The organism is Actinomyces sp. Z5, from assembly GCF_003287795.1.
Classification (GTDB): Bacteria; Actinomycetota; Actinomycetes; order Actinomycetales; family Actinomycetaceae; genus Actinomyces; species Actinomyces glycerinitolerans.
In genome coordinates, this window is the sequence record NZ_QMIN01000055.1 from 63,304 (window position 1) to 81,782 (window position 18,479).

Annotated in this window: 18 protein-coding genes; 2 read left to right on the plus strand and 16 right to left on the minus strand. The window is 68.5% G+C overall.

The genetic code is table 11. The features are described from left to right. Positions 1–355: 355 nt before the first annotated feature. The 6 genes from DRB06_RS07620 to fbaA all read right to left on the minus strand — a co-directional run bounded on the left by DRB06_RS07620 (position 356) and on the right by fbaA (position 6,444). Positions 356–943, minus strand: coding sequence for a hypothetical protein (locus tag DRB06_RS07620; RefSeq protein WP_111819576.1), 588 nt, complete (start codon positions 941–943; stop codon positions 356–358). Positions 944–1,126: 183 nt separating this feature from the next. Further along, positions 1,127–1,900 (minus strand): response regulator transcription factor, encoded by a 774-nt coding sequence (locus tag DRB06_RS07625; RefSeq protein WP_111819577.1) that lies wholly within the window; start codon positions 1,898–1,900, stop codon positions 1,127–1,129. After that, positions 1,842–3,116, minus strand: coding sequence for a sensor histidine kinase (locus DRB06_RS07630; RefSeq protein WP_146750833.1), 1,275 nt, complete (start codon positions 3,114–3,116; stop codon positions 1,842–1,844). Before DRB06_RS07630 ends, DRB06_RS07625 begins: the two co-directional genes overlap by 59 nt. Before the next feature lie 394 nt (positions 3,117–3,510). After that, entirely contained in the window at positions 3,511–3,738 is a 228-nt protein-coding gene (locus DRB06_RS07635; protein WP_073331276.1) for a hypothetical protein, read from the minus strand. Positions 3,739–4,095: 357 nt separating this feature from the next. After that, positions 4,096–5,124 carry a hypothetical protein gene (locus DRB06_RS07640; protein ID WP_146750834.1) on the minus strand — a complete coding sequence of 343 codons (1,029 nt, stop codon included), beginning with the start codon at positions 5,122–5,124 and terminating at the stop codon, positions 4,096–4,098. 270 nt (positions 5,125–5,394) lie between these two features. Next, positions 5,395–6,444, minus strand: a complete 1,050-nt coding sequence (gene fbaA / locus DRB06_RS07645) for a class II fructose-bisphosphate aldolase (protein WP_073331285.1) — start codon at positions 6,442–6,444, stop codon at positions 5,395–5,397. 252 nt (positions 6,445–6,696) lie between these two features. Between fbaA and DRB06_RS07650 the strand changes: the two genes are divergently transcribed. Beyond that, positions 6,697–7,134, plus strand: coding sequence for an Hsp20/alpha crystallin family protein (locus DRB06_RS07650; RefSeq protein ID WP_108968989.1), 438 nt, complete (start codon positions 6,697–6,699; stop codon positions 7,132–7,134). 91 nt (positions 7,135–7,225) lie between these two features. On the opposite strand, the gene DRB06_RS07655 is transcribed toward DRB06_RS07650, so the two are convergent. The 10 genes from DRB06_RS07655 to DRB06_RS07700 all read right to left on the minus strand — a co-directional run bounded on the left by DRB06_RS07655 (position 7,226) and on the right by DRB06_RS07700 (position 16,964). Continuing rightward, positions 7,226–7,921, minus strand: a complete 696-nt coding sequence (locus DRB06_RS07655) for a TrmH family RNA methyltransferase (RefSeq protein ID WP_073331291.1) — start codon at positions 7,919–7,921, stop codon at positions 7,226–7,228. Further along, entirely contained in the window at positions 7,914–8,483 is a 570-nt protein-coding gene (pyrE, locus tag DRB06_RS07660; RefSeq protein ID WP_170866503.1) for an orotate phosphoribosyltransferase, read from the minus strand. Before pyrE ends, DRB06_RS07655 begins: the two co-directional genes overlap by 8 nt. 610 nt (positions 8,484–9,093) lie before the next feature. After that, positions 9,094–9,798, minus strand: a complete 705-nt coding sequence (locus tag DRB06_RS07665) for a TlpA disulfide reductase family protein (RefSeq protein WP_258522195.1) — start codon at positions 9,796–9,798, stop codon at positions 9,094–9,096. Next, positions 9,791–10,714 (minus strand): c-type cytochrome biogenesis protein CcsB, encoded by a 924-nt coding sequence (gene ccsB / locus DRB06_RS07670; protein WP_073331294.1) that lies wholly within the window; start codon positions 10,712–10,714, stop codon positions 9,791–9,793. The genes DRB06_RS07665 and ccsB overlap by 8 nt, the downstream gene beginning before the upstream one ends. Then, positions 10,707–12,227, minus strand: a complete 1,521-nt coding sequence (locus DRB06_RS07675) for a cytochrome c biogenesis protein ResB (protein ID WP_108968993.1) — start codon at positions 12,225–12,227, stop codon at positions 10,707–10,709. Before DRB06_RS07675 ends, ccsB begins: the two co-directional genes overlap by 8 nt. A gap of 14 nt (positions 12,228–12,241) precedes the next feature. Continuing rightward, on the minus strand, positions 12,242–12,934 hold the full coding sequence (locus DRB06_RS07680; protein ID WP_111819579.1) for a cytochrome c biogenesis CcdA family protein: 693 nt from the start codon (positions 12,932–12,934) through the stop codon (positions 12,242–12,244). A gap of 4 nt (positions 12,935–12,938) precedes the next feature. Further along, positions 12,939–13,916 (minus strand): tetratricopeptide repeat protein, encoded by a 978-nt coding sequence (locus DRB06_RS07685; RefSeq protein ID WP_111819580.1) that lies wholly within the window; start codon positions 13,914–13,916, stop codon positions 12,939–12,941. 17 nt (positions 13,917–13,933) lie between these two features. Beyond that, entirely contained in the window at positions 13,934–15,487 is a 1,554-nt protein-coding gene (locus tag DRB06_RS07690; protein WP_199912527.1) for an ammonia-forming cytochrome c nitrite reductase subunit c552, read from the minus strand. A gap of 6 nt (positions 15,488–15,493) precedes the next feature. Continuing rightward, positions 15,494–15,991: a cytochrome c nitrite reductase small subunit gene (nrfH, locus tag DRB06_RS07695; RefSeq protein WP_234415948.1), complete on the minus strand. Its 498-nt coding sequence runs from the start codon at positions 15,989–15,991 to the stop codon at positions 15,494–15,496. A 136-nt stretch (positions 15,992–16,127) separates the two neighbouring features. Further along, entirely contained in the window at positions 16,128–16,964 is an 837-nt protein-coding gene (locus DRB06_RS07700; protein ID WP_108968999.1) for an SDR family oxidoreductase, read from the minus strand. A 61-nt stretch (positions 16,965–17,025) separates the two neighbouring features. Between DRB06_RS07700 and DRB06_RS07705 the strand changes: the two genes are divergently transcribed. Next, a complete protein-coding gene (locus tag DRB06_RS07705; RefSeq protein WP_111819581.1) occupies positions 17,026–17,832 on the plus strand; it encodes an exodeoxyribonuclease III in 807 nt (268 codons plus the stop codon). Positions 17,833–18,479: the final 647 nt, after the last annotated feature.

An 18,479-nucleotide genomic window follows, 5' to 3' on the forward strand; every position in this document is an offset into this window, starting at 1 on the left:
GCACGCCCGTGTCCCAAGTTTTTGCTGCAGCACGAGCCAATGCTCTCCTGTGTGCGGCCGACTACCCGCACATAGGAGAGCAAGAACTCAGGCCAGGCCAACCTCGTGGAAGCTGTCGGGGACCAGCAGAGCCGTCAATCATCTCGGTGGCGCATCCAGTACAGGTAGGAGTACACCCCGATGACGGCGAAGCCCAACGGAGCGATCCAGCTGTTGGGATTCAGCCATGCCTCAGTGGACAACAAGTTGTCCCCACCTACTAGCCCTGTAATGACTTTGGCGACCAGCAGTACCCACAAAAATCGCCCAACTAGCCGCGATACAGCAGGTCGACCACGCTGAGGCTTTCCATCAGTCACAGCCGGCCCCTGCAGTTAACCGCAGCCCAGCCTAGCGCCACACCGATCGCCAAAGGTCCTCCCAACGTCTTGACAGCGGACGCGCCAATGATCCTCGCAACCGTCCTGGCCGTCAGACCCCAGTTCCAGGCCCTGATCCCCGATTTAATAGCAGCAAGGAGGCCAGGGGAAACACCTGTCGCAGGAATACCCAATCCGTTGAGAGCAACGCACAGCGCGAACTCGCCAGCGCCCTCGGTCTGCGATCCACCACCACGGGCCGAGTTCGTCTGGTCAACCTCATTCAAGACGTCCGCCAGCATACGGAGTTCTGGAAGACTCTCCTCGAATCCGTCTTCAATAACGGCGTTCTCATTCACCATCAGCTTCCCATCCGCACCCATGGGGATGTAGCGGGTGAAAAGGATCTCGAGGTCGTCGGCGAGTTCCTCGGTCTCCGCCGCGGACAAACCCGTGGCTTCAGAAACCGACCCGCTCTGCACGACGTCTGACGATGGAACAGCCGCGGCCATTCCCCCACATCCAATGGAAAGCGACGCAGCCAACAGGAATCCAACAACGCGTCCCGCACTCTTGACCGACATGATTATTCTCCTTTGAAAAGCAGTCACATGCTCATCGACCAACCGCCGGTCGATGCAATACAAGGCTATGACTCAGGCCTCACCTGGAACACCGACGAATGTCAGTAACCTTCCTACTCCCAGCAGTAGCGAGAACCGCCAAGGTTGCTGCCTACGCCTCACTCTGCGAGTCGGCCGATGCCATCATGCCGAATCGTCCGCCACCAGCCCGAGGCGGTTGGCCTTGACCGCGAGTTCGGTTCGAGAGGAGCAGTTCAGGGTTTGGAGGATCTCCGAGAGGTACGTGCGCACGGTCGACTCTGTGTGCCCGCTCCGCGTCGCCACCTGCCGGTTGGACAGTCCCCGAGCCACCAGTTTAAGCACCTCGGCATGGCGGGGAGAGAGCGCTTCGGCGCGGTCGAGGAACTCAGCGTTGGCCTCCCGCTCGGCGGCCCGCTGCCGGAGGCTCTGCGCCGCGACTTCCAACGGCTCCGGCCCCAGAACCGTCCTGCCCGCCACGGCGTCCCTCATGCCAGCAATGATCTGATCAATCTCCATGTCCTTGGTGAGGAATCCGCGCGCTCCCGCACCCAGCGCCTCTGCCAGGCGGGCCTTGTTCTCAAAGGCGGTCAACATGACCACGACTACCCCGGGATGGCGCGAAGCAATCGCCCGAACCGCCTCAACGCCGTCCATCCTCGGCATCTCCACGTCCACCAGCGCCACATCCACTCGGTGCAGGTCGAGCTCACGCAACGCGGCAAATCCGTCCTCAACGACCGCCACAAGTTCGATACCTGGTTCACCGGAGAGCATGGCCGCATATCCTTCGCGGACAAGGGCGTTGTCCTCGGCGAGTAGTACCCGCAGGGGCGTGCTTTCCGACGGCAAAGTGGCATTGGATGAGGCGGTCATGTTGTCAGTCTCCCCCCGTGTCACCGGCAGACTCCACTCCCACACGGACGTCGGCTCCGCCATCCGGCTCTGCACCCAGGCGCACCGGTACGCTCGCTCCGAGCAGCCAACGATCGCCTGCGGGGCCGTAAACCACCTTGCCGCCCAGGCGCGCCGCACGCATGGCCAAACCGCTGAGGCCGGTGCTGCCGCTCATTCCCTGCCTGCGCATCTCTTCTATTGTGGCCGACTGCCCGCCGCCGGTGTGCCTCGCGGAGGAAACCTCGAGGTTGATATGGTCACCAATCTGGTCGATTTCTACCACTACCGTAGATCCATCCGGCGCGTATTTGAGGGCGTTGACGGCGCCCTCACGCAACGCCAGTACAAGCAGGGTCTGCGACGGAGGATCAAGGTCGCGCAGCAGCACATCCCATGACACCGACGAGCCGGCCTCGAACAGGACCCCTCTTGATTCCAACATCCGGCGGCACTCGGAGACCGCGGCGCGCAAGTCGATGTTCTTACGTTCCGTCACAGAATCCGGTGTACGCAACCCGTCCATGAGACCGCGCAGATGCGTCATGGCCTGCTGCCCGGCGTCCACAAGGGCACGCGCACGGTCCTCCTCGGAGCCGGCGGGCAGGTCCCGGGCAAGGCTCTGCCCCGCCACCACGACCTGGGCCAGGTCCGTTGCGATCGAATCGTGTAGTGTCAGCGCGATTTCGGAGCGGACCCGCAGCTCCTCGTTCTCAAGCTCCAAGCGCAGCCGCGCCTCCCGCTCCGCCAGCTCAACCAGCCTGTGCTCGTACTGCCGCAGCGCCATACCGACAATCACAGCGATTGCCGTCAGCACAGCCTGGGCGCGCATAAACGCCATCGAATCGTTCGCAACGACACTACCAGTCATCGCATGCACTGCGACGGCCGCCACAACGGCAGCATCCCAACGTCGTGATAACCAATCCACTACCACAAGCTGTAACACGACCGAGGACAGCAATACACCTGCAGACAGCACCTCGTCCGCCATACTGCAAACGACTACAAGCACTCCGGCGAAGCGCGGAAACCAGCCCAATAATACGGAACCCAAGGCCGTCAAGATGGTTAGTACTACGGTGGATGCCGCTGACCGCCCCCCAACCCAGGTGCTCGCATCGAATACCAGGAAACCTGCACCAAGAGTCGCGTAGGTGATCTTCTTTCCTAGCGACATCCCACTGCCACCGATCGAGCGGTCCACCGGATACCTACGCATCAACGCCAATACTTGCAGTAGGAGGGAAGTAATATACATAATACCTCGTGTCCTCCGTCAGTATCGCTGCCCCAGGAGTTCAACGTCCCTCCCGCCGATCCCTCCACGGCGACCACCGCTGACATTGACGATACATCCGCCGCCACCGGCTCTGCCGTCACCTGCGGTACCGCACCGCCCACCAGCGCCGCCACCAACAGCATCCCGGCCGTAGCTCGCCTCATCATCGTGTGCTCCCTCCATCTCGCCATCGAGCGTTGCCCGAGGCCATTGTCCCCGGCGAGCCGCGCCTACGCCATCGACGAATGTCGGTGTCCGCCCGCCCCCTCCCGTCCTCCGAACCACAGGGGACAAGCCTGACCCGGTTCAGGGCATCGACGAACCGAAGTCCTACGCCGGTGTCGAACACGCCCCGCCTCGTCAAGCGATGTTCTCAGTCGTCCCGGTGGCGCATCCAGTACAGGTAGGAGTACACGCCCATGACGCCGAAGAAGAGCGGGTAAAGCCAGACACGCGGGGTCAGCCAGGCCTCGATGGACAGCAGGTTGCCGTTTTCCAGTCCCAGAAGCACCCGCGCCACCATGAGCGACCAGAAGAACTGCGCCACGACCCGCCCGGCCGTCGGCCGCCGGCGCCGCGTGCTTTCGCCGGTGACGCTCATGGGACTCTCCTTAGGCCGGGCTCACCAGTGTACTCGGCAATTCCGCGCCGCGTGAGGGCGTTTCCGCCGCCATCGGATGTGCCCCGACACTTTGCGTCCTGCTGCGAGCTTTTGCACCCTGGTGTGCGGGTATACCCATCGGATCAGAGCACAAAAGCTCGCAGCAGAGGGCAGAGGTGGTTCCAGGACTACGTCGGCACCGACGCCGTAGCCGGATGTTCCGCCGCTGCCATGCGCCTGCCGTCGATGGCCGACGCCCCAGCCTCGGGCTGCGACCACGGCGATCGGGCACAGGGATCTGCCGCGGGAGGGCCGGCATTCCAGAAGGTGCACATGCACTCCCAGCGCCCCGCGCCGCTACCACAGCCCGATGACGGGGTACCTCGGAGCGGTGAACCACTGGCGCGCCGCGGGCGTTACTGCGGCCAAGGACATTGCCAACGGAATCCCGGAACCCAAGACAGTCAACCCCATCCACGGCGAGCGCCAGTCGGGCAGGAAATCGGCATACACCGCCCAAACCGCCAGGTGATGAACCAACAGCATGACCGGCCCGCCGATCGCTCCAGCAATAAAAGCTCTCCACATCCGGGTGCTCCATGCGATCACGGCCAGCATCCCGAAAGCACACGCCGCCACCAGCACCACGCCTCCAACCCCGAGGAAGGGCAGTCCGTAAACAAGATCAGCATCGATGATCATTGGGGCCAACCACGGTCCGATCTCCAATACTTGTCCCCCTTCTGGATACATCACTTCCCAGAAGGTGAACCACACCAGGCTCAGCCACGCGCGCCCAACCTCGATCACCGCCAACAACAACAAGAACAGGGATGCTCCTACCCCCACGGATACAGCAGCGGGTTGAGCACGCATACCCCTGCGCCCCGCCATCACCGCCGCGACGCCCGTCGCGATCACCAGCGGCAGCAGTACCAATCTCAAGGCAGCCCCGACAGAGCTCCCGCCCGCCAAAGGCGCCTCGGACTGAGAATAGGCGACAGTCGTTGCGAAGTCTTGGAGGATCGGCACACCGAGACCAAGCAGTCCTGCCGCCGCGCTCGCCGGCCGCCGCCGCCTCATTTGAGCCAGAGCCACCACCTCCAGCGCTACCGCGACGAGCAGCCAGCCGGGGTGGTCCAAGAGTCCGTAGATCAGCGCCATGACTATCGCGTACGGATTCCCACTCGCATTAGCTACAACAAACGATCCAATCGCCATCAGGGCGAGCACCAACGTCGTAATGAACGTCAAGAGGAGCAGCACGAGCGCAACCATCTCCTCGGTGCTGCGCGGAGAAGGCGGGTTCTGCGTACGACGCATTTGGGCCGACGGCGAGAATCCGCCCGGCACACCAAGCCCATGAAAGCCACTGGAAACGCTCATGGGTCGAATGTTTTCCCCAATGACCTCGGCACGCAACGGTGACCACTGCCCATGGGAACAGACACCGTGCCGCCGCGACACCAGACCGTGCGAGACCGTGCGAGACGGTCTCCGCCAAACGCCGCTGCGGTCCCGGCACCGCGTGGGTGCCGGGACCGCAGATCATGTTTACGCGGCACCGGGGCAACCGCACCCGCGCGCGGGCACCCCGGGAAACACCGGGGCCGGGACGACGACGCCGCGCCGGGCGCGCCGTCGTCGTCGGGCCGATCAGCGCTTGGCGGAGCCGACGGAGCCGAGGCGCTCGCAGGCCTCGACCACGCGGGCGGCCATGCCCTCCTCGGCGGCCTTGCCCCAGGCGCGCGGGTCGTAGGTCTTCTTGTTGCCGACCTCGCCGTCGATCTTGAGGACGCCGTCGTAGTTCTTGAACATGTGGTCGGCGACCGGGCGGGTGAACGCGTACTGGGTGTCGGTGTCCACGTTCATCTTGATGACGCCGTTGCGCACCGCGGTGGCGATCTCCTCGTCGGTGGAGCCGGAGCCGCCGTGCATGACCAGGTCGAACGGAGAGTCCTTCACACCGACCTTGGTGGACAGGCGGTCGCCCAGGCGGGCCGCGACGTCCTTCTGGATGTCGCCGAGGATCTCGGGGCGCAGCTTGACGTGGCCGGGCTTGTAGGAGCCGTGCACGTTGCCGAAGGTGAGGGCGGTGATGTAGCGGCCGTTCTCACCCAGGCCGAGGGCCTCGATGGCGCGGAAGGCGTCATCCGCGGTGGTGTACAGGTTGGCGTTCTCGGCACCGGTGATGCCGTCCTCCTCGCCGCCGACGGCACCGATCTCGATCTCGAGGACGGTGTTGGCGGCCTTGGTGCGGGCCAGCATGTCCACGGCGATCTCGATGTTGTCGTCCAGGGACTCGGCCGAGCCGTCCCACATGTGGGAGTTGAACATCGGCAGCTCGCCGCGCTTGACCTGCTCCGCCTCGATCTCGAGCAGCGGGAGAATCCAGGGCTCGAGCATCTTCTTGGGGCAGTGGTCGGTGTGCAGGCCGATGACGCCCGGGTACAGGTCACCGACGGCGCGGGCGTAGGCCGCGAAGGCGATGGAGCCCTTCACCCGGTCTAGACGGGAGGAGCCGGACCAGTACGCGGCGCCGCCGTTGGAGATCTGGACGATTCCGTCGGACTCGGCGTCGGCGAAACCCTTGAGCGCCGCAGACAGGGTCTGCGAGGAAGTGACGTTGATCGCTGGGATGGCGTACTTGCCGGCCTTGGCGCGGTCAAGCATGTCGGCATAGGACTCCGGGGTTGCAATGGCCACTGGGTGCCTCCTGATGAAAGTGAATAGTCAGTGGTGCACCGCTGATTCTGTCACGGATTCACTCGCGCGTGAACCGGATCATGGTCCTGTTTGGTCGCGCAGTCCCGCAACCGGCGGGTTTCACCGTTGGCGATGACCCGGATCACTCCGGCAGGAGGGGGTCCACAATTGACCCACAGGCGGTCGGCGCGCAAGGACGCCGCCGCTCGACTCTCGGACCCTCCGAGGCCGTAACCACTGGAGGTGGTTGACATGGCAACAACATCCTTTGACCCGTTCCGCGACCTGGACCGCTGGCTCACCGGCGGCATGGTGCGCACCCCCGCGTCCGTGGGCATGCCCCTGGACCTGTACCGGGAGGGCGAGTCCTTCGTGGCCCGCATTGACCTGCCCGGCGTGGATCCCGCGACGATCGACGTGGACGTCGAGGACCGCACCCTGACCGTGCGCGCCGAGCGCCCGGCCACCGACGCCAAGGACGTGCAGTGGCTCGCCCACGAGCGCCCGACCGGCACCTTCGCCCGCCAGCTGACGCTGGGCCACGGGCTGGCACTGGACCGCATCTCCGCCCAGTACACCGACGGCGTGCTGACCCTGACGATCCCGGTGGCCGAGGAGGCCAAGCCGCGCAAGATCGAGGTCACCCACGCCCCGGCCGAACACCCGGTCATCGAGGCCGACAAGGCCTAAACCCCGCGGCGCCCCGGCACTCGCCCGGCGGCGCCGTGATCACGTCAAACGACTCGGCCCGTCCCGTCGTCTCCCCGGGCCCGTTCCCGACTCAGTCGGGGGCGGGCCCGGCGTGCTGCAGCACCCAGGCGTGCATGGCGACGGCGGCCGCGGCGGCCACGTTGATGGAGCGGGTGGAGCCGTACTGGCCGATCCGCAGCACCCGTGAGCAGCGCGCCAGCAGCGCCGGGCTGATGCCCTCCCCCTCGCTGCCGAACACCATCAGGCAGCGCTCCGGCAGCACGGCCTTCTCCAGCGGCTCCGCCCGCGGCCCGTTGTCGATCCCGATCACCTCGTAGCCGGCGTCGGCGGCCCACTCCAGCAGCGCGTCCGGCTCGGGGTGATGGCGCACGTCCAGGTAGCGGTTGGTGACCATGGCGCCGCGCTTGTTCCAGCGGTGGCGCCCGATGATGTGCACGGCGGCCACGTTGAAGGCGTTGGCGGTGCGCACGATCGACCCGATGTTCAGATCCTGCGAGAGGTTCTCCACGGCCACGTGCAGCGGGTGAGCGCGACCGGCCAGGTCGGCGCGGATCGCCTCGATGGTCCAGTAGCGGTAGCGGTCGACGACGTTGCGGCGGTCGCCGTCGGCCAGCAGCGCCCGGTCGTAGCGGGGGTCGTCGGGCCACGCATCCGGGCCCCCGGGCCAGGGGCCGACTCCGACCTCGCGCACGCGCGCCGTCGGCGCGTCCGCACCGGCGGTGTCGGAGGAGTCGGCCGCAGCGGGGCGGTCGGCGGCGTCAGTCAAGTCCCAGGTCCGCCAGTCCGAGGGCGGCGTAGTAGGGCAGGCCGGCGGCCTCGATCCGCTCGCGCGCCCCGGTGGCGCGGTCGACGATCACGGCGACGGCGAGCACGTTGGCGCCGGCCTCGCGCAGCGCGGCGACGGCCTCGAGCGGGGAGCCGCCGGTGGTGGAGGTGTCCTCCAGGACGACGACGTTGCGGCCGGCGACGTCGGGACCCTCCACGCGGCGCTTCATGCCGTGGTCCTTGGCGGCCTTGCGCACCACGAAGGCGTCCAGGTCCAGCCCGCGGGAGGCGGCGGCGTGCAGCATGGCGGTGGCCACCGGGTCGGCGCCCATGGTGAGCCCGCCGACGGCGTCGACGTCCTCGGTGCTCAGGCCGGCCTCCTCCAGCATGTCCAGCATGACGTGGCCGATGAGGGGGGCGGCCTCGTGGTGCAGGGTGGCGCGGCGCATGTCCACGTAGAAGTCGGACTCCAGCCCGGAGGCAAGAGTGACCTTCCCACGCACGACGGCGAGGTCGCGGATGAGTTCGGCCAAGCGGGCGCGGTGGGAGTCGTTGGCGATCACATCGGTACTCACGCCGCCAAGGCTAACCCGACGGCGCCGTACGTTGCAGGATGGGTTGATTCCAGGGCGGGAAGCGAGCTGTAGGCGTCATGGCCGGGCGCCCTCGGTGTGCGTGTTGACGGTTAGTGTGCTTCGGCGGCGGTTCCGGTGACGGTTAAGCAGTTGGCACCAGCGCTTCGGCGGTTCCGGCGGCGGTTGGGCCCCTGACACCAGCGCTTCGGCAGTTCCAGTGAGGGCTCTGCACCTGGCGTTGACGGTTCGGCACTTCCCGCAACGGTTCGGCACTTGGCACCAGCGCTTCGGCAGTTCTGGCGACGGTTCGGCACCCCGAGGTACGAACCGTCACCGGAGGGTACGAAGCGTCCACCGGAGGGTACGAAGCGTCGTCGCGAGGGGATGCGCCCTCACCCCCGGCCGCCGGCAGGGGTGGCCAACGCGCAGGCGGCACACGCCCAGGGCAGGCAGACGACCCCACACCGTGGACACCCCCTACCAGTCCTCCCCCACCCGGCCCGCGGGCACACAGACGACCACCACAACGACCGAACTCGGCACGTGACCTCTACCGACCTCGGCGAGGGTGGGGTGGAACGAGGCGGGGGCCGTCTGGTCAGGCGCCGGTGAGGGCGCGCAGCGACTCGTCCATCTGCTCGGGGGTGAGCAGGCCGACCTGTACCTGCTCCACGACGCCGTCGGCGCCGATGAAGAAGTGCGAGGGCACGCCCATGATCCCGTAGGCGGCGGAGATCGCCTGGCTGCGGTCGGGCACCTGCGTGAAGTCATTGCCCACGCGCTCGGAGTAGGCGCTCACCGCGGCGGCGTCCTCCCCCACGTAGACCACGATCACCTCCACGTCGTCCCCGTAGTCGGCGGCGGCCGCCTGCACGTCGGGCATCTCGGTGCGGCAGCCCGTGCACCAGGTGGCCACGAACATCAGCCACACCGGCCGCCCCTCCATGGCGTCCGGATCCAGCACCACCTCCTGGGAGTCGAGGTCGGTGGCGGTGAAGGCCGGAGCCCTCTGCCCCACCACCGGGGCGCTGTCCGCCCCCGCCACGTCCACCTCGGTGACCACCGCGGTCTCGGCCTGGGCCGGGCCGACGTCGTCGGGCCCCACGGCCCACCAGGCGGCGATGGCGATGGCGAAGGCCGCGACGATCATCACGGCCACCTGCCCGAAGCGGGAGCCGCGGATGCCGGTGCGCCAGGCGGGCTCGTCGGGGTCATCGGCCCGGGTCTCGGGCTCGGGGTCGGGCCGGTCGCTCACGTCGGCGGAGGTCTCCTCCGGCAGCTCGTCACTCATATCGTCACGCATAGGAGTGCAGTCCTCCGAAGAACAGGTTGCCCAGGTAGGTGAACAGGACGGCGGCGAATCCCAGGATCAGCAGCCAGGCGGCGCGGTTGCCCCGCCAGCCGCGGGTCACGCGCGCATGCAGGTAGGCGCCATAGATCAGCCAGGTGACCAGCGCCGCCGTCTCCTTGGGGTCCCAGCCCCAGTAGCGGCCCCAGGCGACGTTCCCCCACAGCGCCCCCAGGATCAGCATGAGGGTCAGCATGGGGAAGGTGACCACGGTGGCCCGGTAGGCCAGGTCGTCGAGCACCTCCTGCCGGGGCCAGCCCCGCCAACGCACGTGCGGGGCCAGCAGGTACATGACCGCGGCGGCGAAGGAGACCACCGCGGCCCCGTAGCCCAGGGAGGCGGTGAACACGTGCAGCGTCAGCAGCGGGGAGTTCTGCAGCGCCGGCATCAGCGGGCTGGGCTGGTAGGACAGGGTGGAGGCGTAGATGAGCATCGCCAGGATCACCGGCAGCACGATGATCGACACGGTGCGCACCCGGTAGCGCCACTCGAACACCACCTGCGCCAGCATCATGCCCCAGGCGAAGCAGATGGCGAACTCGTAGTGGTTGGAGAAGGGGGCGTGCCCGGTGGCGATGGTCCGGGCGATCAGCGAGCCCGTCAGCAGCAGCAGGGCCAGCTGGGTGGACTTGGCGGCCCACCAGGTGACGGTGAAGCGCTTGATCGGGGCCCGCTGGACCCCGCCGGTCACCTCCACGGTGCGCTCGCCGTCGCCGGTGTCGACGACGACGGTGACGCCCGTCCCCCCGGCCGGCGCGGCGGCCGCGGCCCGCGACATGCGGGCGGCGAAGAAGGCGCCCAGGTAGGCGATGGTGGAGACCACCACCAGGGCGGTGGTGATCAGCAGTAGGGCCTGGGAGTACTCAAGCATCGGCGTCGGTCCTTTCCGCGTGCCGCGTCATTTGTCCGCTCAGGCGGACGGCCATGTCGGTGAAGAATGCGCTGAACCCGAAGTCGCGGCGGTCCGGGGAGGCCAGTTGCACCAGGGCGCCGCCGTCGCCCTCGGTGACCCGCACCCAGATGCGCCGGTGCCGGAAGAACATGGTCATGCAGGTGCCGATCGCCAGCAGGCCGAAACCGACCCACACGATCGGGGCGCCGGGGTCGCGGCGCACGATCAGCCCGGTGAACTGCTGCTCCCGCTCGAAGGTGAGGGTGTAGTCGCCCACCGCGCCGGGCGTGCCCTGGTCCAGGACGGCCTGCGCGCTGGGTGTGGTGGCGTCGCCCTGGTACAGCTCGACGCGCACCTGGCCGGGCTCGATACCGGTGCCGACCTGCCCGGAGGCCGCCTCCACCACGTACATGACGGTGCCGTCGGGCAGGGTGGTGTGGCCGTAGTTGAAGATCTTGTCCGACGTGGTCCATTCCAGGGCGACGCCGTCGTGGAGGACCTCCGCCCCGGAGGCGTCGACCACCCGCATGACGGCGGAGACCCCGAAGTAGGACTGGTGGAACATGACGCCGTGGTAGCTCAGCGGGGTGTTGACCCGCACCTGCTGGGAGGCGACCTGGCGGCCGGCGTCCAGCAGGGTCAGGTCGGCGACGTAATCCTTGGGAGAGCCGTCCTCGTAGTAGGTGTCCTGGAAGCTGTTGGCCTGCACGGTCAGCGCGGTGCCATGGCCGACGTCCTTGGGGTGGCCGACGGTCAGGGCGAACTGCTGGTCGCGGAAACCGGTCAGGGAGGAGACCACGAATCCGGCCATGACCACCACGAAGGCGACGTGGGCGAAGACCGTACCGAAGGGCGCCCAGTGGTTGCGGTCCAGGTAGGCGTTACGACCGGGTCCCCGCTCGTCGACGATCACGCGCAGGTGGTGTCGGCGGGCGTCGGCGCACACGATCTCGAAGGCATCCTCGGCACTCACCGGCGCGGTGAAGTGGGAGCGCAGCCGGGCCCGGTCGAAGAAACGTGCGGTCACCCGGGTGCGGGGGTGGCGGGCGGCCCGCCAGATCACCGGCAGCCGATGCGCCGTGCAGGCGAGGATCGAGGCGGCCAGCAGCCCCATCACGACCAGGAACGGCACCGAGGTGAACATGTTGAAGGCGCCCAGCGCGCGCAGGATGCCGGTCCAGCCGCCGAACACCGGCCGCACCTGCTCCAGCCACTGCTCGGCGGCCTGCGCATCCGCCCTGGCGGAGGCGGGCATCTGCGGGAGGATCGCACCCAGCAGGCCCAGCAGGCCGGCCAACAGGATCAGCACCAGGCCGACGGTCTTGTTGTAGAGGAAGGCGTACACCTGCCCGGCCAGCTGACCCGGGGACGGCGCGGCCTGATCATCGAGGCCGTCCACGGCTCCGGCGCCGCCGGGCTCACCGGTGGTGCCCGCCTGCTTCGCGGCGGGCGACTGCGCCGGCCCGGTCGGCCGCGTGTCGGTCTGTCTCACCTTCAGGTACCTCCTCACAGCCCCGGGGTGGGGATCAGGGCGGACAGTCTTCCCAGCAGTCCGGCGATCATAAGCAGCCCAATGACCACGAGGATGCCCCCGCTTACGAGCGAGACTCCCACGTGGTGGCGGCGGAACCAGTCGAACCTCCGTGTGGCCTGGGCCGAGCCCATGGCGACGGCGACGATCGGAATCCCCAGGCCCAGGCAGTAGGCGGCCATGAGGGCGACGCCGGACCACGCCGTCGGGCTCGCCGTCGCCAGGGCGAGGATCCCGCCGAGGATCGGGCCGATGCACGGGGTCCAGCCCGCCCCGAAGGCGACTCCCATCAGGGCGGCGCGCAGCGGCGACCCGGCGGCGTCGGCGGGGCCCGACGCCCGCACCAGCGTGTCGAAGGGCCGCAGTGTCAGGATGCCCGCCACATGCAGCCCCATGAGCACCAGCACCGCGCCGCCGGCCATGCGCGCGTAGACCACGTGGGGGCCCAGCGAGCGCCCGAGGAGCCCCAGCGAGGCCCACAGGGCGATGAACACCACGGAGAAGCCGATTACAAAGCTCACCGAGTTGGCCAGGGCGGTGCGGTGGCGTACCGGGCCCGCGTCCGCGCCCACCAGCTGCCCCACGAAGGCGGGCACGATCGGCAGGAAGCAGGGCGAGGCGAAGGAGACGAGGCCGGCCAGCAGGGCGACCGGAAGGGTCAGCTCCATCCGCTCACCCCGCACTCGGCGTCGCGGTGGCCGATCCCATGGTGGTCACGTGGCCGCGGACGTTGGCGGCCATCTCCGAGTCGGGGGCGAGCTGGAGCACCTTCTCCCAGCACTGGTTGGCCCGCTCGGCGTCGGGCGGGGTGCGGGCCATGTACAGGAAGCCGAGGTTGTACCAGGGCTCGGCCACCTCCGGATCGATCTCGGAGGCGCGCAGCCAGTGCGTCTCGGCCTCCTCGTACCGGTTGGACTGGTACTCGGCCACGCCGATGGTCAGCAGGGCGTCGAGGTTGTCCGGGTCGAGGTCCAGGATCTGCTGCAGCCAGGTGATGGAGTCCTGGTACAGGGCCGCCTTCAGGTACATGACGCCCAGCTCCTGGCGGGACTCGATGTCCTCGGGGTCAGCCTCGGCCTGTGCCCGGAGCTCCGCCTCCCGTTCGGCGTCCACCGGCTCGGCCTCATCCATGGCGGCGACGGCGCTCGCCGCGGCCGTGGCGGCGACCGACGGGTGGCCTTCGGGCAGGGCCGTGCTCGCGGTGTCGCCCCGGCCCGCCTGTTGCACGATGATGACCACGGCGGCGGCCAGCAGCGCCACCAGCGCCAGGTTCAGGCGGGAGACGCCGGTGCGGCGCTCAATCGCCGAGGGGGTGCGCTCGCGCCCCGCCGAGGCACTCCGCCGCGGCCGCGGGGCGGCATCGTCGTCGTCGGCCAGCAGGTCCTCGACGTCGGCCGCCGCCTCGACGTCGGAGTCGGAGTCGCCCTGCGCGTCCGGCCCGGAGGGGGCGGTGCCGCCGTCGGGCGCGTCCGCCTCCCCGTCCGCCTCGCCCGTTGCCTCAGCGGTGGGTTGAAGCGCGTCCAGCTGGGCGGCCGCCCAGCCCTTCAGCTCCTCCGGGGCGGTGGCCAGGAAGGCCGCCAGTGCCTCCCGATCCGGCTGGTCGACGGTGCCTGCTGCTTGCTGCTCCGAGCTGTCCTGCGCCTGGGTCATACCGTTCCCGCGCCCCGTCAGTTGCCGCTGTCCGGCATGTGCTGCTCGGGGATGGCCGGGCCGATCCCGTTCTCGACCTCGACGCCGCGCAGCGCCAACTGCCCGGAGCGGGCCCAGTCGGTCGACTGGTTGAGGATGGAGATCGAGTACGCCGGGGCGTGGAAGCCGCGGCCGTTCTCGGAGAAGGAGTAGTCGATCACGAACTGCGCCTTGCGCTGGTAGTCGCGGGCGGTGGCCAGTTCCTCCGCCGACGCGCTGCCGTCCGCATCGGCCGCGGCGATGTCGGTGATCAGCGCATCCAGGGCGGTGAAGGAGACGTTCAGCGACTCCTGCCAGCGGGTCTGGATGCCGTCCACCCGCTCGCGCATCTCATCCGCGGTGGAGTGGTGGCAGGTCAGGCAGGAGGCGTTGATGGTCTCGTCGCTGGCCATCGGGCTCATGATCTGGTGGTTGGAGACCTTGTTCGCGCCTACGCGGCTGTAGGCCATGTGGCAGTCGGCGCAGGTCACTCCGTTGGCGGCGTGGATGCCCTGCGACCAGGTCTCGAAGTCGGGGTGCTGTGCCTTGAGCAGGTCGGCGCCGGACTCCTCGTGGGTGAAGTCGGTCCAGCCGACCTCGTCGTAGTAGTCCATGGCGTCGTAGACGGTCAGACCGTTGTCCCACGGGAAGGTCAGCGTCTTGGAGTCTCCGGCGAAGTAGTACTCGACGTGGCACTGGGCGCACACGTAGGTGCGCATCTCCTGGTTGGTGGCGTCCCGGTTGACGTCGTAGTCCTCCACACCCTCCGCGGCCTTGGCCTTGCGGATGCCGTCGATGAAGGCGGGCCGCGTGATGGTCAGCTCCATCGTCTGCGGGTCGTGGCAGTCGATGCAGGCGATCGAGGAGGAAGCGTGCTCATAGGCCTCGTCGTAACTCATGGCGTTCATGGCGTGGAAGCCGGCCTCACGGTCGCCGTCGCCCAGCTCGTCATAGACCTCGGGCATGGAGGCGTGGCAGTTCAGGCAGGTGCCGGGCTGGTTGAAGCGCTCGCCGGTGCGCTCGGTGTAGCGCTGGTCCGCCAGCGCCCACTCGTGTCCGCGCGGCTCGGTGTAGTCCACCGCGAAGGCGTATCCGCGCCACATCCGCTGCGCGCGAGTCTCGGACTCGATCCGGGACAGCGTGTGGTATTCGCGCGGATCATCGGCGGTGGGGGTAGCGGGGATGAAGTCGCCGTCGGTGTCCTCGATGGTCTTGAGGTACTGCTCGTACTGGATGGGGAAGTTCTGCCCCCATACGGCCGGGTCGTAGGAGGTGTCGGTCAGCTCCACCACCTCGGTGAAGGAGGCCGCCGACTCCTGCTTGTGCTCGAAGATCGTGGTCAGCAGCCAGGTCACGGCGGCCGCGGCCACGGCCACGGTCACCAGCACCAGGGCCGGCACCAGTTTGCGGGAGCGGCCGGGCCGGGACTTCTTCTTGGCGTCATCCGCCACGCCGACGTCGTCCCCGGCGTCGGAGTCGATGGCATCGTCGTCGAGTTCCGGAGCATCCACCTGGGGGTCCTCCATAGCAGCATCTTCCCTCTCGGTACTCATGTCGCGTCACCTCATGTGCCCGACGCCGTCGTGGCAGCGGATGCACGACACCGTCTCGTCCTTGTGGGTGGAACTGTTGGTGGCCTGGTCGACGAAGTCGCCATGGCAGTAGAGGCAGGCAGCCTCGGTGATCTCGCGGTTGTGCTCGCGGATCTGGATGTTCTCCGGGTAGTTCTGGAAGGTGAACTTCAGGGAGTGCCAGAAGCCGTTGTCCGCCTTGTTGATGTACTTGTAGACGATGTTGTCGTGCGGGGCGTGGCAGGAGTTGCAGGTCGCCACGTCATGGTGGCTGCCCCGCTGCCAGGCCTCGTACTGCTCATCCATCGCGTGACAGTTGGCGCAGGTGGCCGGATCGTCACCGAGGTAGCCGGCGACGCCCGAGTAGTACACGGTGAAGCCGCCGACCCCCAGGACCACGCCGAGCAGCGCCGCCAGCGCGATTCGCGTCCAGCCGCTGAACAAGCGCGTGTAGCCGCGCCATAGCGCCCTGACGAGACCTACCACGCGGCACCCCCTCATGCTCCGGGAATGTCACGCCCCGTCCGTTGGGAACACGGACCTACACAGGGCTTCCTGACCTTATGCAGGATATCACAGGATGTCAGGAAAAGTCAGGACCTATGCCCTGCAGGTACCGAAGTCAGTACCGCGTGCGCACGCTGGCATGCCCGGCGACGCGCCGCACCACCCCGCGGGGCGCCAGGCGCAGCAGGGCGTTGACGCCGAGGTAGCGCAGCGATGGGGTGCAGATCACCTGGCCGCGGCGCACCGCCGCGAGCGCGGCCCGCGCGACGTCGTCGGCCCGCAGCCAGGCGATCTGCGGCCAGGCGGCCTCCATGCCGGCGCGGTCATGGAACTCCGAGCGGGTCAGGCCGGGGTTGACGACGGTGGCCGTCACCCCGGTGCCGCGCAGCTCACTGGCCAGCCCCTCGGTGAAGGTGCGCACCCAGGCCTTATGCGCGGCGTAGGTGCCCATCGCGGTCAGCGCGGTCACGGAGGAGACGTTGAGGACGGCACCGTGCCCGCGGGCGATCATCCCCGGCAGGACCGCATGGGTCAGCTCCATGACGGCGCCGACCATGACGTTCAGCGCGCGCCGCTCCTGGGCGATGTCGCCGCTGGTGAAGGGCTGGCCGACGGCGAAGCCGGCGTCGTTGACGAGCAGGTCGATGGGGCGGGCGGCCACCTGCGCGGCGGTGTGGGGGGCATCAGAGCGCGCCGGGCCCGCCGAGGGGCCGGCTGCGGGCGCCTCGACACGCAGGCGCTCGGCGACGCGGGCGACGTCGGCGGGAACGGACAGGTCCGCGGCGATCACCTGCACGCCCACGCCCGCCACCTGGCTGATGTGCTTGGCGACCTGGTCCAGCCGCGTCCGCGTGCGGGCGACTAGGACGAGGTCGTGGTGGGCCTCGGCGAGCTGCCAGGCCAGCTCCAGGCCGATGCCGCTGGTGGCGCCGGTGATGAGTGCGGTTCCCATACGGCGAGCCTAATCGCCCGGCCCCGTCGTCGTCGGCAAGTGGTCGCGGTAGCCTGCACGCATGCGCCTGGCCACCTGGAATGTGAACTCCGCCCGCACCCGCGTCGACCGGATCGTCGACTTCCTGCAGCGCCGGGACGTGGACGTGCTGGCCATGCAGGAGACCAAGTGCCGCCCCGACCAGTTCCCGCACGCACCCTTCGAGGCGGCCGGCTACGAACTGGCCGTGCACGGGTTGAACCAGTGGAATGGCGTCGCCATCGCCTCCCGGGTGGGGCTGACGGACGTCGTCACCGCCTTCCCCGGGCAGCCGGGCTGGGCCGCGAAGGCAGGGGCCGAGCCGGTGGTGGAGGCGCGGGCGCTGGGCGCCACCGTCGGGGGCGGGGACGGCGACCCGGTGCGGTTGTGGAGCCTGTACGTGCCCAACGGGCGGGAGCTGACCCACCCGCACTACCAGTACAAGCTGGCCTGGCTGGCGGCGCTGCGTGAGGCCGTGGCCGGCTGGCTGGCGGCGGATCCGAGCCAGTCGCTGGCGCTGGTGGGTGACTGGAATGTGGCGCCGCGCGACGAGGACGTGTGGGACATGAGCGTCTTCGAGGGCGCCACGCACGTGTCCGAACCGGAGCGGGCGGCCCTGGCGGCGCTGGAGGCGGCCGGCCTGCGGGAGGTCACCCGCGAGCGCGTCACCAACTACACCTACTGGGACTACCAGCAGCTGCGGTTCCCGCGCAACGAGGGCATGCGTATCGACTTCGTGTACGGCTCGGCGGCCTTCGCGACGCGCATGCGGGACGCCGCCATCGACCGGGACGAGCGCAAGGGCAAGGGCCCCAGCGATCACGTGCCCGTCGTCGTCGACCTCGACTGAGCGGGCGGCAGGCGCTCCGGCGGCGCCGTGCAGGCACGCAGCCGTAATCTCGGCGGCGCGCAGTCCGCACAGGACCGCAGGCCGGCCCGGGACGCACCCGCTCCGACCTTCATTACGCGTGTCAAGATGCGTCAATACGAGTGCCGCACGCTTAGCCGTCGACGCCCAGTACACGAACCGCGAGATTCCGCGGTTTCACCGAGCGCGCCGCGGACGCGGGAAAGCTCCCATGTGCGCCGGCGCCTTCGCCGCACATGGGAGCGTCGGCGCCGAATACCGGGCAATTTCAACAATGGCTTGTTTTCAAGGAAAAGTCCCGATTGGAATGATTGAGGCGAGCGGCTAAGCGTGCGCGGCGCCGATGCCCTAGGTCGTGTTGTGTGAGTCGTTTGTGCTGGTGGGTCGGTGCTGGCGATGTGGGTGGTGGTCTGGTAGCGGGCGGCGAGTTCGTCGTATCCGGTGGCTACCGGGCTCCAGCTTGAGTGGGCTGTGTGCGCCCGACGAAGGGGGCGAGTGGGTCTTGCACCGCCCCGGTTGGACCGCCCACGCCCCGATGGACCGCCCACGCCCCGATGGACCGCCCACGCCCCGTTGGACCGCCCACGCCCCGTTGGACCGCTGTAACCGGCGGCTACGGCGGTCCAACG

What these genes read in the sequence shown, in the direction of transcription:
- DRB06_RS07685 (WP_111819580.1), bottom strand. Translation starts at nt 13,916, where the DNA reads ATGACCCAGGCGCAGGACAGCTCGGAGCAGCAAGCAGCAGGCACCGTC.
- DRB06_RS07680 (WP_111819579.1), bottom strand. Translation starts at nt 12,934, where the DNA reads ATGGAGCTGACCCTTCCGGTCGCCCTGCTGGCCGGCCTCGTCTCCTTC.
- DRB06_RS07640 (WP_146750834.1), bottom strand. Translation starts at nt 5,124, where the DNA reads ATGAGCGTTTCCAGTGGCTTTCATGGGCTTGGTGTGCCGGGCGGATTC.
- DRB06_RS07665 (WP_258522195.1), bottom strand. Translation starts at nt 9,798, where the DNA reads ATGCGTGACGATATGAGTGACGAGCTGCCGGAGGAGACCTCCGCCGAC.
- DRB06_RS07650 (WP_108968989.1), top strand. Translation starts at nt 6,697, where the DNA reads ATGGCAACAACATCCTTTGACCCGTTCCGCGACCTGGACCGCTGGCTC.
- DRB06_RS07625 (WP_111819577.1), bottom strand. Translation starts at nt 1,900, where the DNA reads ATGGCGGAGCCGACGTCCGTGTGGGAGTGGAGTCTGCCGGTGACACGG.
- DRB06_RS07700 (WP_108968999.1), bottom strand. Translation starts at nt 16,964, where the DNA reads ATGGGAACCGCACTCATCACCGGCGCCACCAGCGGCATCGGCCTGGAG.
- DRB06_RS07630 (WP_146750833.1), bottom strand. Translation starts at nt 3,116, where the DNA reads ATGTATATTACTTCCCTCCTACTGCAAGTATTGGCGTTGATGCGTAGG.
- ccsB (WP_073331294.1), bottom strand. Translation starts at nt 10,714, where the DNA reads ATGCTTGAGTACTCCCAGGCCCTACTGCTGATCACCACCGCCCTGGTG.
- DRB06_RS07635 (WP_073331276.1), bottom strand. Translation starts at nt 3,738, where the DNA reads ATGAGCGTCACCGGCGAAAGCACGCGGCGCCGGCGGCCGACGGCCGGG.
- DRB06_RS07690 (WP_199912527.1), bottom strand. Translation starts at nt 15,487, where the DNA reads ATGAGTACCGAGAGGGAAGATGCTGCTATGGAGGACCCCCAGGTGGAT.
- DRB06_RS07620 (WP_111819576.1), bottom strand. Translation starts at nt 943, where the DNA reads ATGTCGGTCAAGAGTGCGGGACGCGTTGTTGGATTCCTGTTGGCTGCG.
- DRB06_RS07705 (WP_111819581.1), top strand. Translation starts at nt 17,026, where the DNA reads ATGCGCCTGGCCACCTGGAATGTGAACTCCGCCCGCACCCGCGTCGAC.